We start from the raw sequence: 14,513 nt of genomic DNA on the forward strand, positions 1-14,513 counted from the left end.
GGCGCATTGCCGCAGCGTGGCAGACCAGAGGCGATTTCGTGGCGCAGGGGCCCACGGCTGGGCGCCGTCAGCAGGAACCCCTTACGATCCTCTCCGTGTCCAAACTGACCGACCTGCCCAAACGCATCCTGATCGGCCGGGCGCTACGGAGCGACAGGCTGGGCGAGACGCTCCTGCCGAAGCGGATCGCGCTCCCCGTCTTCGCCTCCGACCCGCTGTCCTCGGTGGCCTACGCACCCGGGGAAGTGCTGCTCGTCCTCTCGATCGCGGGAGTGTCGGCCTACCAGTTCAGCCCCTGGATCGCGGCCGCCGTCGTGGTCCTGATGTTCACCGTCGTAGCCTCCTACCGGCAGAACGTCCACGCGTACCCGAGCGGCGGCGGCGACTACGAGGTGGCGAACACCAACCTCGGCCCGAGGGCCGGCCTCACCGTCGCCAGCGCCCTCCTCGTCGACTACGTCCTCACCGTGGCCGTGTCGATCTCCTCCGGAGTGGAGAACCTGGGCTCCGCGGTTCACTTCGTGATCGAGCACAAGGTGCTCAGCGCCGTCGTCATCATCCTGCTGCTGACCCTGATGAACCTGCGCGGGGTCAAGGAGTCCGGGAAGCTCTTCGCGATCCCCACGTACGTCTTCGTCTTCGGCGTCTTCACCATGATCGCCTGGGGAGCCTTCAAGGGCATCGTCCTCGACGACACCATGCGCGCCCCGACCGCGGACTTCGAGATCGAGCCCGAGCAGCAGGGCCTGGCCGGCTTCGCCATGGTCTTCCTGTTGCTGCGCGCCTTCTCCTCCGGCTGTGCCGCGCTCACCGGAGTCGAGGCCATCAGCAACGGCGTCCCCGCCTTCCGCAAGCCCAAGAGCCGGAACGCCGCCACGACACTGCTGCTCATGGGCGTGCTCGCCGTCACCATGTTCTGCGGCATCATCGGCCTGGCCATGGCCAGCGACGTACGGATGGCCGAGAACCCCGCCCACGACCTCATCCAGAACGGACAGCCGGTCGGCCCCGGCTACGTCCAGGACCCGGTGATCTCGCAGGTCGCGGCAGCCGTCTTCGGCGAGCAGACCTTCTTCTTCGTCCTGCTCGCCGCGGCCACCGCACTCGTCCTCTTCCTGGCCGCCAACACGGCGTACAACGGCTTCCCGCTGCTCGGCTCGATCCTCGCCCAGGACCGGTACCTGCCGCGCCAGCTGCACACCCGCGGCGACCGGCTCGCCTTCTCCAACGGCATCGTGCTGCTCGCCGGCGCGGCCATGCTGCTGGTCTGGGTCTACGACGCCGACTCCACGAAGCTCATCCAGCTCTACATCGTCGGTGTCTTCGTCTCCTTCACCCTCAGCCAGACCGGCATGGTCCGGCACTGGAACCGCCATCTGCGGACGGAGCGGGACCCGGCGGCACGGCGTCGCATGATCCGCTCGCGGGCGATCAACGCCTTCGGTGCCTTCTTCACCGGTCTCGTCCTGGTCGTCGTCCTCGTCACCAAGTTCACGCACGGCGCCTGGGTGGCGCTTCTGGGCATGGTGATCTTCTACGGGACCATGTCGGCGATCCGCCGCCACTACGACCGGGTGTCCGACGAGATCGCCGCGCCCGACGAGCCCTCCGACGACAGTGTCCGGCCCTCCCGGGTCCACTCCATCGTGCTGGTGTCCAAGGTCCACCGGCCGACCCTGCGGGCCCTCGCCTACGCCAAGCTCATGCGCTCCGACAAGCTCGAGGCCCTGAGCATCGACGTCGACCCGGCGGAGACGAAGGCGCTGAAGGAGGAGTGGGACCGGCGCGGCATCAACATCCCGCTGAAGATCCTCCACTCGCCGTACCGGGAGATCACCCGGCCGATCATCGAGTACGTGAGGAGCCTGCGGCGGGAGAGCCCGCGCGACGCCGTCAGCGTGATCATCCCCGAGTACGTGGTCGGCCACTGGTGGGAGCACCTGCTGCACAACCAGAGCGCCCTGCGCCTCAAGGGCAGGCTGCTGTTCACCCCGGGCGTCATGGTCACCTCCGTCCCCTACCAGCTCCAGTCCTCCGAGCTGGCCAAGAAGCGCGCCAGGAAGCGCCAGGAGTGGAACGCGCCCGGATCGGTGCGCCGCGGCCCGGTGAGCGATCAGGCCAAGGAGCCCAGCGGCCGGAGCTGACGCGGGTGCGGGCACGGGCCTGGGCACCCTCCGGCCCACGTAGACTGGGGGGCTGTCGTCCGCGGACGGGCGACGGCCCCCTCTCGTATCCCTGGAGTCATCCCGCCATGCCGAACGCTTCCGATGCCTCGCTCGTCGGGGAGGAGTACGAGGTCGAGGTCGGCCCCGTCGCGCACGGCGGGCACTGCATCGCCCGCACCGACGCCGGCCGGGTCCTCTTCGTCCGGCACGCGCTGCCCGGCGAGAAGGTCGTGGCCCGGATCACCGAGGGTGAGGAGGGCTCCCGCTATCTGCGCGCCGACGCGGTGCGCGTCCTTGAGGCGTCCAAGGACCGCGTCGAGGCGCCGTGCCCTTACGCCGGGCCCGGCCGGTGCGGCGGCTGCGACTGGCAGCACGCCAAGCCGGGCGCGCAGCGGCGCTTCAAGGGCGAGGTCGTGGCCGAGCAGCTGAAGCGGCTCGCGGGCCTCACCCCGGAGGAGGCCGGTTGGGACGGCACCGTCATTCCGGCGGAGGGCGACAAGCTGCCCGCGGGCCAGGTCCCGGCCTGGCGCACGAGGGTGCAGTACGCCGTCGGCGCGGAGGGGCGCGCGGGCCTGCGCAGGCACCGCTCCCACGAGGTGGAACCGGTCGAGCACTGCATGATCGCGGCGCCCGGGGTATCGGAACTCGGCATCGAGGGACGGACCTGGGAGGGCATGGCCTCGATCGAGGCCATCGCCGCGACGGGCTCCCAGGACCGCCAGGTGATCCTCACCCCGAGGCCCGGTGCCCGGCTACCGATCGTGGAACTCGACAGGCCGGTCTCCGTCCTGCGCGTCCACGAAGGCGACGGCAGTGTGCACCGCGTGCACGGCCGCCCCTTCGTCCGCGAGCGTGCGGACGACCGCACCTACCGGGTCGGCATGGGCGGCTTCTGGCAGGTCCACCCGAAGGCGGCCCAGACGCTCGTCGAGGCCGTGATGCAGGGTCTGCTGCCGCGCAAGGGCGACACCGCGCTCGATCTCTACTGCGGCGTCGGCCTGTTCGCGGGAGCGATCGCCCAACGCGTCGGCGAGAAGGGCGCGGTGCTCGGCATCGAGTCCGGCAAGCGCGCCGTGGAGGACGCCCGCCACAACCTCCAGGACCTGCCGCGGGTGCGCATCGAGCAGGGCAAGGTCGAGTCCGTCCTGCCCCGCACCGGTATCACCGACGCCGACCTCGTCGTCCTCGACCCGCCCCGCGCGGGCGCCGGCCGCTCCACCGTCGAGTACGTCTCCGGCCTCGGCGCCCGCCGCATTGCATACGTCGCCTGCGACCCGGCGGCCCTCGCACGGGACCTGGCGTACTTCCGCGAGCACGGCTACCGGCCGCGGACGCTGCGGGCGTTCGACCTGTTCCCGATGACGCATCACGTAGAGTGTGTCGCCATCCTCGAACCGGCCGCAAAGGGCTCCTGACGCGTAAATAGGTGCGGGTCAGGGGCTGTTTGGGCAGGGCTGGGTGACCGGTGGTCGTCGGGGCCGCCGGGCACTTGGTCTGTGAGCGGTAAGGCTGCGCCTTCGATCGGGTTGAGGGTGACGCTGTAGCCGAGCTGGTTGAGGGCGGTGATGGCGCGGCGGGTGGCGCGTTCGGGGTCGCTCTGGGTGAAGCAGGTGCCGCCGAGTTCGTGGTAGGGGACGTTGGCGGTGAGCATGTGCCAGATCGCGGTGATGATCGAGTGCTCGACGGCGACCAGGGCCTTCATCGGCCCGCGGCGGGCGGTCAGCCGCTTGTAGCGGGCCTGCAGGTAGGTGTCCTTGGTTCTCACCGCGCCGAAGGCAGCCAGGCCGAGGGCCCCTTTGAGATACGGGTTGCCGGGGCGGACCTTGGTGTTCTTGGTGCGGCCGGCGGACTCGTGGTGGCCGGGGCAGACCCCGGCCCAGGAGGCGAGGTGTGCCCGCGTTCGCGGGTCATCTGGGTGCGGGCCCGAGTCAGGTCCCGCAGTTCGCGCACCGGCTGCGGTGGCACGAACGAGGGACGGACCAGGCCGTGCGCGCCGAGCTGGGCCGGCCAGGCGGCGTCGGAGACGTCCGTCTTGCGGCCGGGCAGGTTCTTGACCTGCCGGGCGTTGACCAGGATCACGTTCAGGTCCTCGGCCGGCAGGTAGTAGAACGGCTTCCAGTAGTCCGAGGTCGCTTCGATCACGACGAGGGTGGCCCCGGCAGCGACCAGATGATCCCGCAGGGCGAGCACGGCGTTCGTGGTCGAACCCCAGGTCGTGGTCTGGGTGGTGAATGTTCCCCGCCGTTTCGTGCTCGGGGCGCGGACGCACGCTTTGGCGTCCTTCTTGCTGATGTCCAGGCCGGCGCAGCGTTCGTGCAGCACGTCCACGGCCCTGCTCCCTCCCTCACCGGACGAGCGGGCGACTCGCCGTTCCGGGAGGGCCAGGGTGGAACAGGAATTCTGACGCGCGTGCTCACAGCAACACTCCACGGTTCCCGTGGACGGCCCTCGGCACCATGCTGACCTGCGAGCTCACCGGCATCACAGAAGCCTCGGTTTCGGCCGGAACGAACACCTTCAGCTTCCCGGACCGGCCGCAGCCCACATCAGGGCAGACAGAAGCACCCCCGGCGCACGCCACGGCATTTACCACGCCCCGGCGCGCACCGAAGGTACGCTGAGTCGCTGACCTGCTGATTTTCTGATTCCCCAGGTTGCGGGCGGGGCGTGCCGACATGATTCCGGCGATGCAACAGGTGGATTGGTCGAGCAGACCTGCGTGGGAGAGTCCCAGGTCTGCCGCCCGAGCCGGTCCAGCCGCTGGGTGAAGCGCTCAGCGAGCTGCCAGATCTCGGCGTGCTCGGCGCGGCCGACGTTCCTGCCACGTCCGGCGCGCCGGGCCCGGAAGCGGTTGGTGCGGGTGCCGACGGCCTGGCCGAGGATGACCTGCGTCCACTCGTCGTGCTGGAACTCCGCGTCCCAGCCGTCCTCTCCCAACTCGTCCAGAAGCCCGCGCCATTCGCGTACCGCCTGGCTGTCGTCCGTGGCCTGCTGTCGGGACCTGATGAGGGATCACTTCCGGCTGCGGCGGCGCCCGCCGTGCAGACACCCGAATGCGCTGCGGTGCCCCGTGATCTGTCGGCACTCACGCGGCGGTCCGGCATCTGAATAACGGGCACGGGGAGTCAGGTCCGAGCCATCCTCGGCAGGAGCTCCTTCCAGGCGCGTTCGCCGCCGGCAGCCTCCATCACCAGCCAAGGATTCCAGAAGTCGCGGAAGAGCACGATCTTTCCCTGCTCGTAGCGCACCACCGACAGGTAGGTCTGGTGGTACTGGCCCCCGGTGGCGAGCAAGGTGCAGTCGGCGGTGAAGGCCGCGACGACCAGGCCGTCCTCGGTGGTGGCGTAGAACTCTGGCTCGGAAAACGCGACCTTGAGCTGCTCACGGAACATCGTCATCTGGGCGAGCAGCGCCTCCCGACCCTGCATCCGGGTGGGGAGGCCCCATGCGGGATAAGGGAATTCGAGCGCGCCGTCCTCGGCGAAGCCGTCGATCCACTCCTCGATCCTCCCCTCCTCCAACAGGTCCAGGCCGTGCTTGAACAGGTCCTTCAGCCCCTGCGTCGCGCTCATGACGGTGCTCCTCTCTGAATGTTTGTGGTACCGGGTGGTGAGGATGGCGGTCATCTGGCGGGTGTGACGATCCCGCCCAGAATGCGGTCGATCGCCCGGTCAGGCAGCAGCCTGGCCAGCACGCGGCTTCCCCTGGCGTCGCGGCCGACCCCGTAGCGGGTCCCGGGCCGCTTGGCGACCAGTGCTCGGAAGATCACTCGGGCCACGTCGTCGGGGGTCGTGCGGCTGGTCCGAGCTGAGGTCTCGTTGTTCACCATGAACCGCGGGAATGTGCCGCGGTAGAGATTGTGGACCGGCTCTGGGGCGCTCTCCAGCGCCCGACTGCCCGCGTCGGACATCTTCTCCCACAGCGGGGTGAGGACTGCGCCGGGCTGGACCACAGTGACGGGGATCCCCTGCGGAGCGAGTTCCCGGCGCAGCGCGTCGCTGAGTGCCTCCTTGGCGAACTGGGCGGCGGCGTAGGCGCCGAGGTAGGGGATGGCCACGTTCCCAAGGCCCGAGGTCACGTTGACGATCCGTCCGGAACCGGCCCGCAGCAGCGGCAAAAAGCCCTGGATCACCAACAGTTGACCCGTGACATTCGTGTCCAGTTGCCGACGCATGAGCTCGCTGGGCACGCATTCCAGCGGAGCTGTGACAGCGATGCCGGCGTTGTTGACGAGCCCCCACAGGCCGGCCTCACCGACCGCCCCCGTGACCTCGTGCACAGCGGCCGAGACCGTCTTCTCGTCCGTCACGTCGATGACGACGGGGGTCAGCCGTCCGGTGGCGGACAGGCGCAACTCATCCCCGTCCTCAGGGCGGCGCACTCCGGCGAAGACGTGAAAGCCGACCTTCGCCAGGTGGAGCGCGCATGCCTTCCCCAGGCCAGATGAGGCCCCGGTGATGACCACGGGTCGGCCCGCAGGCGGCGTCGCGCACGAAGCTCTCGACACGTCATTCCTCCAAAACCAGGACCTGGACGCGGAGCACGATCGCGCCCGGAGTTCCCTCGACGAACCGCTCCACCAGCTGTGCGGCGATCACCCCGCTGCACGAGAAGGATGCAGACTCTGACCCGTCAATGGCCGGTATCGGCTGCGACGCGCAGGCAAGGCCTGCCAGGGCCGGACGACCGTCGCATCACAGCCGACAAAGATGCGGGGAGGTGCGGCAGCCAACGGTCATGTGGTGACGAAGGCACCGCAAGCCCGCGGTGTGCCTGAGCAACGGGCCCACGCGCCCGCTCACTCTTCGAGGCAACTATCGGGGCGTCGCTTTGGTTATGGCGTGAGTGTCTGTTTTCAGCCCTATAGGTGAGAGATTGACCCATCTGCTTGCGGGATAGGGAGAGTGGTCTATATCGCCACTATTGTTCGCTTCATCCCCCTCACCCAGAGGATGAGCATGGCCACTGCGACGCAGGACACCCCCGGACGTTGCCCCTACCGGCTGGATGGCAGCGCCGCGGACATCCACGGTGAAGCCACAGCATTGCGTGCCGTGGGGCCAGCTGCCCGAGTCGAGCTGCCCGGCGGTGTACCGGCGTGGTCGGTGACCGACCCGGGCCTCGTCCGGCGGTTGTTGGTCCATCCCCGAATCTCCAAGGACGCCCACCGGCACTGGCCCGCATTCCTCGACGGTGACCTCCCCCCCGACTGGCCGCTGAGGATCTGGGTCGACATCCGCACCGTCCAGACCGCCTACGGGCCGGACCACAGCCGACTGCGTCATCCGCTGGTCCCCACGTTCGCCTCCCGCCGCGTACGCGCGCTCGCCCCGTGGCTCGAGGAGACGACGGGCGCGTTGCTCGACGACCTGGCGGTGGCAGCGGCTGCTGCGCCCGACGGGGTCGTCGATCTGCGGAGGCACTTCGCGGAGCAGCTGCCGTGGCGGACGGTCACCGCGCTCCTCGGTCTGCCGGAGAACATGCAGCACGGCTTCCAGGGCATCAACGACACGGTGTTCATGACGAATCTGACCGCGGAGCAGGTCGCCGCCAACACGGCTGAGGCCGAGCGGCTCCTCGGGGCTTTGATCGCGCTCAAGACCGAACGCCCTGGTGACGACGTCAGCTCCGCCCTGGTCCAGGCCCACCATGAGGGCCGGCTCACCGAACGGGAGCTGGCCGACAGCCTCTGGATGATGATGGGTGCCGGCTATGGGACCACAGCGAACCTGCTGGACCACGCCGTGGTCAACCTGCTCACGCACCCGGCCCAGCTGGACCTTGCCATGGCAGGCCGGGTCGGCTGGGACCAAGTGGTGGAGGAGACTCTGCGTCACCAGGCTCCGGTGGCAAACTTCATGATGCGCTTCCCCACGGAGGATCTGTACGACGAGGCGACCGGACTGACGTTCCTGCGAGGTGACGCCATCGTCATCAACTACGCCGCGGCCGGCCGCGATCTCGAAGTCCACGGCGCGGATGCCGATCTCTTTGACATCACCCGCGCCACCACTCGTGAGCACGTGGCCTTCAGCTACGGCCGCACCTACTGCCTGGGTGCCGAACTCGCGCGTCTGGAAGGGCGCATCGCGCTGAAGGCCCTCTTCTCCCGGTTCCCCACGCTCGAACTCGCCGTCGAAGCCGACTGTCTGGTTCCGTTGCCCTCCTTGATCTTCAACGGGCACCAGGAGGTCCCCGTACGGCTGGAAGGAACCCCCGATCAGTGAACATGAAGCACGAGAGGTCGTATCCCTTGACGGTGTGTCAGCGGCTTGTGTGGTCGGCTGGCTCGCAGGCTCCGGAATCGCCCCGGTTCGACTGCGTGGTTCACGAGCGCCGGCACGGCAGCGTCGACCTGGCCAGGCTCGCGCCCTCCGCAGAGCGGGTGTTGCACCGCCAGGAGACCTTCCGGCTGCGGTGCACCGACAGCAACGGCGTTCCCGCGAACCGCATACCGCCGTCTTGTCGGCCGTGTGCAGTGCCGCGGGAACCCGCCACAAGGACCCCTGCAATGGCTGGAGCAGCAACCAGCGGCCGGGTTCACGTCGTCCACGCCACCGGCGACCGCTCGACGATCACGGAGGAACCGTACATGGCAGATGTGGCCGGCACCGTCGCCGAGCCGAGCAGGGCAGCCTTCACCCACGCCGGTCAGAGGAGCCGACATCGTGGTGTGTGAACGGCCCGTGAGGGCCCTGGTCATCGGCGCCGGTATCGGCGGTCTGACCTGTGCGATCGCGCTGCGACGCGTCGGCGTCGACGTCAAGGTCTACGAACGCGCCACCGAGCTCCGCGCCGCCGGCTCCGGTCTGGCGGTCATGAGCAACGCCGTTACCGCCCTGTCCGGCTTGGGTATCGATCTCTGCCTGGACAAGCGCGGTCAGGCCGTGGAGTCGTTCAGAATCATGAACCGGCGTGGCCGAAGGATCAGAGACCTGCCGTTCAATGACGCCTGCGACCGCGCAGGCGCGCCCAGTTATTGCTTGAGCCGTACCGCCCTGCAGGAAGCCCTGCTGGTGGAAGCCGGGGACTGCCCGATCCACCTCGGCGCGACCGCTGCCGGCTTCGAGACAGCCGAGACGGGCGTCTCCGTCCGTTTCACCGACGGGCGTTCGGCGAGCGGAGACATCCTGATCGGCGCCGACGGCTTCAACTCGGCTGTCCGACGTCATCTCTTCGGGCCGGAGCCGGCTCGGGGCACCGACCACCACTTCCGGCTCGGCATCGCTGAGCTTCGGCATCCTCTCCTCACCACGGGCGCCGTGCGCCACTACTGGGGCAGCGGACAGCGTTTCGGTCTCATCGACATCGGCCACGGACGCTGCTACTGGTGGGCGGCCATGAGTACGTCCGCCGGGGCATCCCCCGCACACGGGGTCAAGGACAGTCTCGGCCAGGCGTACGAATGTTGGGCCGACGAGGTGCGGGCCGTGATCGAGGCCACTCCAGAGCAGGACATCCTCACCGTCCCCTCCCATGACCGAGCCTTCCTGGAGCGCTGGGGCGACGGCCCCGTCACTCTGATCGGCGATGCCGCCCACCCCATGCTGACCACGCTGGCCCAGGGCGCCGGCATGGCGATGGAGGACGCGATCGTATTGGCACGCACGCTCGCCGAGCCCGCGACAGGTCACGACCTGGTGGCAAGTTTGCGTGCGTACGAAAGGCGCCGCCGCGACCGCACCAGGTCGATGGTGGCCGAGTCCCGCAGGATGAGCGACCTCGAGCAGGCGGCCCGTCCTGTCCGGCGGCTGGTCCGGAATGGTTCCTTCCGGCTGACCCCGCGCCGCATCCTCACGCGGCGGATTGCTCAGGCACTCGTCTTCCAGGACGGCCCCGCGGCCGAGCCGAGCAATGTCCAGCGCGAGCCGAGTTCACGGACTCAGGTCACCGTTCCAGCACCGCCGCTCCCTGAACGTCCTTGAGGTTCGGCACCCTTGTTGCGCTTTGCGGTCGCCGACAAGATCGTGTTACGTGTTCTTTGCGGGAGGCGTGCCGAGCGGCCGAATTGCGAAGTCTCAGCCGGACGCTGGCTTGCGGGCGCGGAGAATGACGTCGAATCGCCCGGAAATCCGGCGATCCATCGGCTCGAAACCCGCTTCGGCGTACCACTGCTCGAATTCCCGTGGGGTGTAGGTGCGGCCCTCGGGTGACGCGACCGTGTGGAGGTACGCCGACAGGAACGCGGCGTGTACAGGACCGGTTGCTCGGACAGGCCGACCTCAGTGTCGGCGGGGGAACCGGCACAGGCTGTGGCCCCCCTGGCGCTGGTTCCGCGAAACCGTGGACGACCAGGACCTCCCTGCGGATGGATCGGGGCAGGTCCGAGGGTGACGACACGGGGCAATGTGGGACACTGTGTATGTGTACGGCTACTGAGAGTGTCGACTTTCTCTTGGGAGTGCGCAGGGCTGTCTGCTCCGGTTGCCCAAGCGGGCTCCCGGTCCGTGTCCGAAGTCAAGGGTGGGGAAGTGAGGGATCGAAGAGTCCCGGCGTCCGTCCTGGTGGGTGTCGGGTCGCACTTGCCACCACGCCGGGTGGCCAACGAAGAACTGGTCGAGCGCCTGGGTAGGTCGCCCGATTGGATGTTCCAGCGCTCCGGTATCAGGTTCCGGCACGTCGTCGAGCCGGGTACCACCAGTGGGGACCTGGCGGTCGCGGCGGGCCGCGAGGCTCTGGCCCGTTCCGCGGTCCGCGATGTCGCAGCCGTGGTCGTCGCCACCACATCGCCGGACAGGCCGTGCCCCGGTACCGCTCCGAGCGTCGCGTCACGGCTGGGCATGACTGGGGTGGCCGCGCTGGACGTCCAGGCCGTGTGCGCCGGTTTCGTCTATGGCTTGGGTGTCGCGCAGGGCCTGATTGCCGCGGGCACGGCTGACAGCGTTCTGGTGATCGGGACAGACACGCTGTCGCTGAGCGTCGCCCCGGATGACCCGACGAGCATGCTCTTCGGCGACGGAGCCGGCGCTGTCGTTCTGCGTTCGGGCCACCACGAGGAACCCGGTGCCCTGGGGCCTTGCGTGCTGGGCAGCGATGGCGGTGGCCGTGACCTGATCACTGTACGCGGCGGCGGATCCGAGGAACACTCGGCGATCGGCGCTACCCCGGCGGACTCGTATCTGCGTCTGGAGGGGCAAGAGGTGTTCTGGCGAGCAGTGGAGTGTATGACTTCCGCCTCCCGAGCGGCTCTGGACGTCGCGGAATGGAAGCCGCAGGACGTGGACCGGATCGTCCCCCACCAGGCGAACGCACGGATCATCTCCATGCTCGCAGGGCGGTTGGGCGTCACGGCGGAGAGCGCACTGTCCAATATCGAGCAGGTCGGCAACACCTCGGCCGCGTCGATCCCGATCCTCCTTGATCACGCCAACCGCGCAAGAAGCCTCAAGCCCGGACATCGGGTCCTGCTGACGGCCTTCGGCGGCGGCTTGGCCTGGGGCGCCACCACCGTCGTGTGGCCGCACCTCGCCCGCCCGCACTAACTCATTCGGAGAAGCGGTATGTACGACATCTTGGTCGGCATCCTGACTGACAAGTTCCAGGTACAGCCCGAGCTGGTCTCCCCCGAAGCCACGCCGACAGCCCTCGGCCTGGACTCACTGTTCGTGGTGGAACTGTCCCTCGTGCTGGAAAGCGACCCGGGATTGCGGATCAGCTTCGACGAACTCGCGGAAGCGAACACCCTGGGCGAGATCGCGCAATTGATGCAGGACAAGCAAGACGCGCCGGTCTGAAGAGCCACGTCCCTGGGGTTGTACACCCGACCACCAGCAGGATCGTTCGGCAGCCGCACCGCGTGGGCAAACCGGTGCGGCAGCGCGCCGCGGCTCGAGCATGTGTCGAGGGGTTGCCGGGGCGGTTGGGGTCCCGATGGGCCCGCCGAGAGATTCGACGGGCCCATCCGCTCCGATACCGCCAGGCAGCGCTGAAGCGACGTCAGCGGCCGGTGGCGTTCCGAGGGCGCCGGAACATCAGGGCGTGCACGGTGAAGCGCGACCCGTCGAATTCGGCCCGGCCCGTTGCCCGCCGTTCTTTCAGCAGGGTCAGCACGGTCTCCTTGTGCTCGGCGTACGCCAGGAGCGGGATGTCCATCTCGAAGACCTCGAGCGTCTTGACCTCATAGCCACGCGTGGTGAGTTCCTCGACGGTCCGGGGAATGTCGGCGAGTGAGGAGTGTGCCATGAGCAGCGTGCCGCCCGGCGCGAGGAGCATGTCCACGCGCTCGACGACGGAGTCGTACACCGCGCGGCCGCCCCTCCGGGCGACGAGAGCTGTTTCCAGCCCGTCCTTCCTCGCGTAACTCGGGTCGTAGGGCAGGTGGGGCGGATTGGTGATCACCAAGTCGAACCGCTCGTCCGGTGTGTACTCCTCCAGCGGCGACGTGACACAGGTCAGCCGGGTGGCGTCGAGACCGTTGGCCATCACGTTCACCGTCGTCTGGGCGGCTGAGGCGGGGTTGATGTCCAGTGCGGTCATCCGCTCGGCGCCGGCCGCGAGCAGGGCGACGCTGTAGAGACCGGAACCGGACCCGATGTCCAGTGCGTTGACGCCTTCCAGATCAGGGGCGCTGTCTCCGTTGAGAGCGGCGATCAGGCTCAGCCCGCAGTCGGTCGGGAACAGGACCTTCGCGGGGTTCTCCACGGTGAGCCGCAGACGCATGCCGCGGAATCCGAAGATCCCGCACGAGGGTTGAGCCTCCCACAGCGAGCCGTTCTCGCCGGCGGGCAGGACACGGCGCCGCGTCTGCGTCTGGATCGGAGTATCGGTCATCGAGGAACCTTTCCATGGGAAGGGGGCGGCCGACGGGGTTGGATGAGCACGGCCCCGGGGATCCGCGAGATCCGGCACGTATGCGGCTCGACCGGTCACTCGGCGAGAGCGGACAGCACGGTGCGGACGGAGTCGTCAGCGATGCGGCGTGCGCGCAGCGTCGGAATCAGGTCCTCGACGTAGCTGAAGTTCCAGGCGAGTTGGGCGTGACTCGTGGTCGCCGTCGCAACGATGGCGCCCATCACCGAGACGCCCGTGAGGAACTGGGCCTCACCGACTCGCCACGAGCCCGCCCGGTCGGGGAACTCGTAGCGGCCGACGTTGGACAGGCACAGGTTGATGGGCCCCTTCTCGTCCATGAACCGCATGAACGGCTCGCTGTCCGCCAGTGATGCCGGTCCTGTCCAGCGCGGCAGGCTGACCGTGGCCAGGTGCTCCTGGCGTCCCCGGCGCCGCACCAGGTCCTGGCTGATGGCCCGGGCCATCGACCACAGCGGTCGGCCGGGCTCGTAGCGGACGCGGGAAGGAACCGTGGCCACGTAGGTGCCGACCTCGTCGGGGGACACGGCCGGTTCGAGATCACCGCGGAAGTCGACCGGCGAGCCGATCGAGAAGAGTGCCGCCGCCGAGGTTCTCGCGTCCCGGGCGACCGCCGTCACCATCGCGGCGGCCAGAACTCCGTGGAGCGTAATGCCGTGCCGTTTGGCCGCAGTCACCAGCAGCTCCAACTGCTCGGTGGTGAGGCACCTGTGCACCATCCGGGTGCGCCGCTGCTCGAAAGTCACCCGGTGACTGGGGACGACCCGCTGTGCGGGACGCCGTCGGGCCGCCCGCTGTTCCCGGCGCATCATGGCCTCGAACCCGGCGATACCCGCGGCGCCACGGTGGCGAGGAGGGAGCAGGTCGTCCGTCGCGGGCAGTGCCCGTCGCGGGGTGGCCTGAGGCCGCGTGCCGCAGTCCAGTTGTGCGGCCGCTTCGATCCACTCCCGGACCAGGGACAGGCACGTCTTGCCGTCGGCGATGATGTGCGAGGCCGTCAACAGCAGGTCATGGGCGTGCTCTTCGTTCTCGCTGCCCGTCCCTCCCGAGGTGATCACCACCGCGCGCAGCAGTGGCCCGGCGCGCCAGTCCACACTTTCCACGAGCTCGCGGTCGTTCACCTCGCGCTCCCACCGCGTGTCGGCCGTGGGATCGTCCGGCGGTACATGTGCGAACCGAAGCGGGATCTGCCGCCCGTCCACCGGGATGAAGGCGGGGTGCGCTCCGGTGCCGTCATCGGCGATCGCGACGCGCAGCAAGGGGTGCCGGAGCTGGAGGGTGTCCAGTGCGTGGCGGTGCAGCGACGGGGGCAGATGTCCGTGCACGCGGGCGCGGGCGATGACGTTGAGCGGTGAGGTCCGGTCGGCGATCCAGTACAGGCGCTCCAAAGGGCTCAGCTCGCGGTGGACGCTGCTGGGTCCGGTGGCCGGACCGTCCGGAGGGTCTTGGGCGGTTCGCCGGGTGAGGGCATGCGCGACCACACAGGTCAGACCGTCGATGCCGGAACCGATGACAGGGGCTTTCACATGCCGCTCCGAT

General features: G+C 68.8%; 12 protein-coding genes and 2 pseudogenes. 7 read left to right on the forward strand and 7 right to left on the reverse strand.

Annotated features, from left to right (window positions below; all coding sequences use genetic code 11):
• The first annotated feature begins 95 nt into the window (after positions 1-95).
• Positions 96-2,144, forward strand: coding sequence for an APC family permease (locus AB0J10_RS07950; RefSeq protein ID WP_363058962.1), 2,049 nt, complete (start codon positions 96-98; stop codon positions 2,142-2,144).
• Between the two features lie 107 nt (positions 2,145-2,251).
• Positions 2,252-3,580, forward strand: a complete 1,329-nt coding sequence (locus AB0J10_RS07955; protein ID WP_363058964.1) for a class I SAM-dependent RNA methyltransferase — start codon at positions 2,252-2,254, stop codon at positions 3,578-3,580.
• Here AB0J10_RS07955 and AB0J10_RS07960 read toward each other — a convergent pair.
• From AB0J10_RS07960 to AB0J10_RS07980, 5 genes and pseudogenes are all read right to left on the reverse strand, one after another.
• A pseudogene (locus AB0J10_RS07960) lies at positions 3,532-4,008 on the reverse strand (hypothetical protein); the annotation flags it as partial. The gene AB0J10_RS07955 and the pseudogene AB0J10_RS07960 sit on opposite strands and share 49 nt — an antisense overlap.
• A complete protein-coding gene (locus tag AB0J10_RS07965) occupies positions 3,927-4,595 on the reverse strand; it encodes a transposase (RefSeq protein WP_363058966.1) in 669 nt (222 codons plus the stop codon). The gene AB0J10_RS07965 and the pseudogene AB0J10_RS07960, both read right to left, overlap by 82 nt.
• Positions 4,596-4,892: 297 nt before the next feature.
• Positions 4,893-5,165, reverse strand: a pseudogene (locus AB0J10_RS07970) (DNA helicase); the annotation flags it as partial.
• A gap of 125 nt (positions 5,166-5,290) precedes the next feature.
• Complete coding sequence (locus AB0J10_RS07975) at positions 5,291-5,737, reverse strand: nuclear transport factor 2 family protein (protein ID WP_363058968.1); 447 nt, start codon at positions 5,735-5,737, stop codon at positions 5,291-5,293.
• A 50-nt stretch (positions 5,738-5,787) separates the two neighbouring features.
• Positions 5,788-6,672, reverse strand: coding sequence for an SDR family oxidoreductase (locus AB0J10_RS07980; protein WP_363058970.1), 885 nt, complete (start codon positions 6,670-6,672; stop codon positions 5,788-5,790).
• Between the two features lie 451 nt (positions 6,673-7,123).
• Here AB0J10_RS07980 and AB0J10_RS07985 point away from each other — a divergent pair, with 451 nt between their 5' ends.
• The 5 genes from AB0J10_RS07985 to AB0J10_RS08005 all read left to right on the forward strand — a co-directional run bounded on the left by AB0J10_RS07985 (position 7,124) and on the right by AB0J10_RS08005 (position 11,899).
• Positions 7,124-8,392 (forward strand): cytochrome P450, encoded by a 1,269-nt coding sequence (locus AB0J10_RS07985; RefSeq protein WP_363058972.1) that lies wholly within the window; start codon positions 7,124-7,126, stop codon positions 8,390-8,392.
• 284 nt (positions 8,393-8,676) lie between these two features.
• Positions 8,677-8,844, forward strand: a complete 168-nt coding sequence (locus tag AB0J10_RS07990; RefSeq protein ID WP_363058974.1) for a hypothetical protein — start codon at positions 8,677-8,679, stop codon at positions 8,842-8,844.
• The gene (locus AB0J10_RS07995) at positions 8,834-10,090 is read left to right on the forward strand and encodes an FAD-dependent monooxygenase (RefSeq protein WP_363058976.1); all 1,257 of its coding nucleotides are present in this window, start codon (positions 8,834-8,836) and stop codon (positions 10,088-10,090) included. The genes AB0J10_RS07990 and AB0J10_RS07995 overlap by 11 nt, the downstream gene beginning before the upstream one ends.
• A 612-nt stretch (positions 10,091-10,702) precedes the next feature.
• Complete coding sequence (locus tag AB0J10_RS08000; protein ID WP_363058978.1) at positions 10,703-11,647, forward strand: beta-ketoacyl-ACP synthase 3; 945 nt, start codon at positions 10,703-10,705, stop codon at positions 11,645-11,647.
• Between the two features lie 18 nt (positions 11,648-11,665).
• Positions 11,666-11,899 carry an acyl carrier protein gene (locus AB0J10_RS08005; RefSeq protein ID WP_363058980.1) on the forward strand — a complete coding sequence of 78 codons (234 nt, stop codon included), beginning with the start codon at positions 11,666-11,668 and terminating at the stop codon, positions 11,897-11,899.
• Between the two features lie 202 nt (positions 11,900-12,101).
• Here AB0J10_RS08005 and AB0J10_RS08010 read toward each other — a convergent pair whose 3' ends face one another.
• Both AB0J10_RS08010 and AB0J10_RS08015 read right to left on the reverse strand, forming a co-directional pair.
• Positions 12,102-12,935, reverse strand: coding sequence for a methyltransferase (locus tag AB0J10_RS08010; RefSeq protein WP_363058982.1), 834 nt, complete (start codon positions 12,933-12,935; stop codon positions 12,102-12,104).
• A gap of 95 nt (positions 12,936-13,030) precedes the next feature.
• Entirely contained in the window at positions 13,031-14,500 is a 1,470-nt protein-coding gene (locus AB0J10_RS08015; protein WP_363058984.1) for a short-chain dehydrogenase, read from the reverse strand.
• Between the last annotated feature and the right edge of the window lie 13 nt (positions 14,501-14,513).

This window comes from Streptomyces sp. NPDC049887 (genome assembly GCF_040656535.1).
Lineage (GTDB): Bacteria > Actinomycetota > Actinomycetes > Streptomycetales > Streptomycetaceae > Streptomyces.

Excerpts from the sequence above, each read along its gene's own strand:
- AB0J10_RS08005 (WP_363058980.1), top strand. The coding sequence starts at position 11,666 with ATGTACGACATCTTGGTCGGCATCCTGACTGACAAGTTCCAGGTACAG.
- AB0J10_RS07975 (WP_363058968.1), bottom strand. The coding sequence starts at position 5,737 with ATGAGCGCGACGCAGGGGCTGAAGGACCTGTTCAAGCACGGCCTGGAC.
- AB0J10_RS07955 (WP_363058964.1), top strand. The coding sequence starts at position 2,252 with ATGCCGAACGCTTCCGATGCCTCGCTCGTCGGGGAGGAGTACGAGGTC.
- AB0J10_RS07990 (WP_363058974.1), top strand. The coding sequence starts at position 8,677 with ATGGCTGGAGCAGCAACCAGCGGCCGGGTTCACGTCGTCCACGCCACC.
- AB0J10_RS08010 (WP_363058982.1), bottom strand. The coding sequence starts at position 12,935 with ATGACCGATACTCCGATCCAGACGCAGACGCGGCGCCGTGTCCTGCCC.
- AB0J10_RS07985 (WP_363058972.1), top strand. The coding sequence starts at position 7,124 with ATGGCCACTGCGACGCAGGACACCCCCGGACGTTGCCCCTACCGGCTG.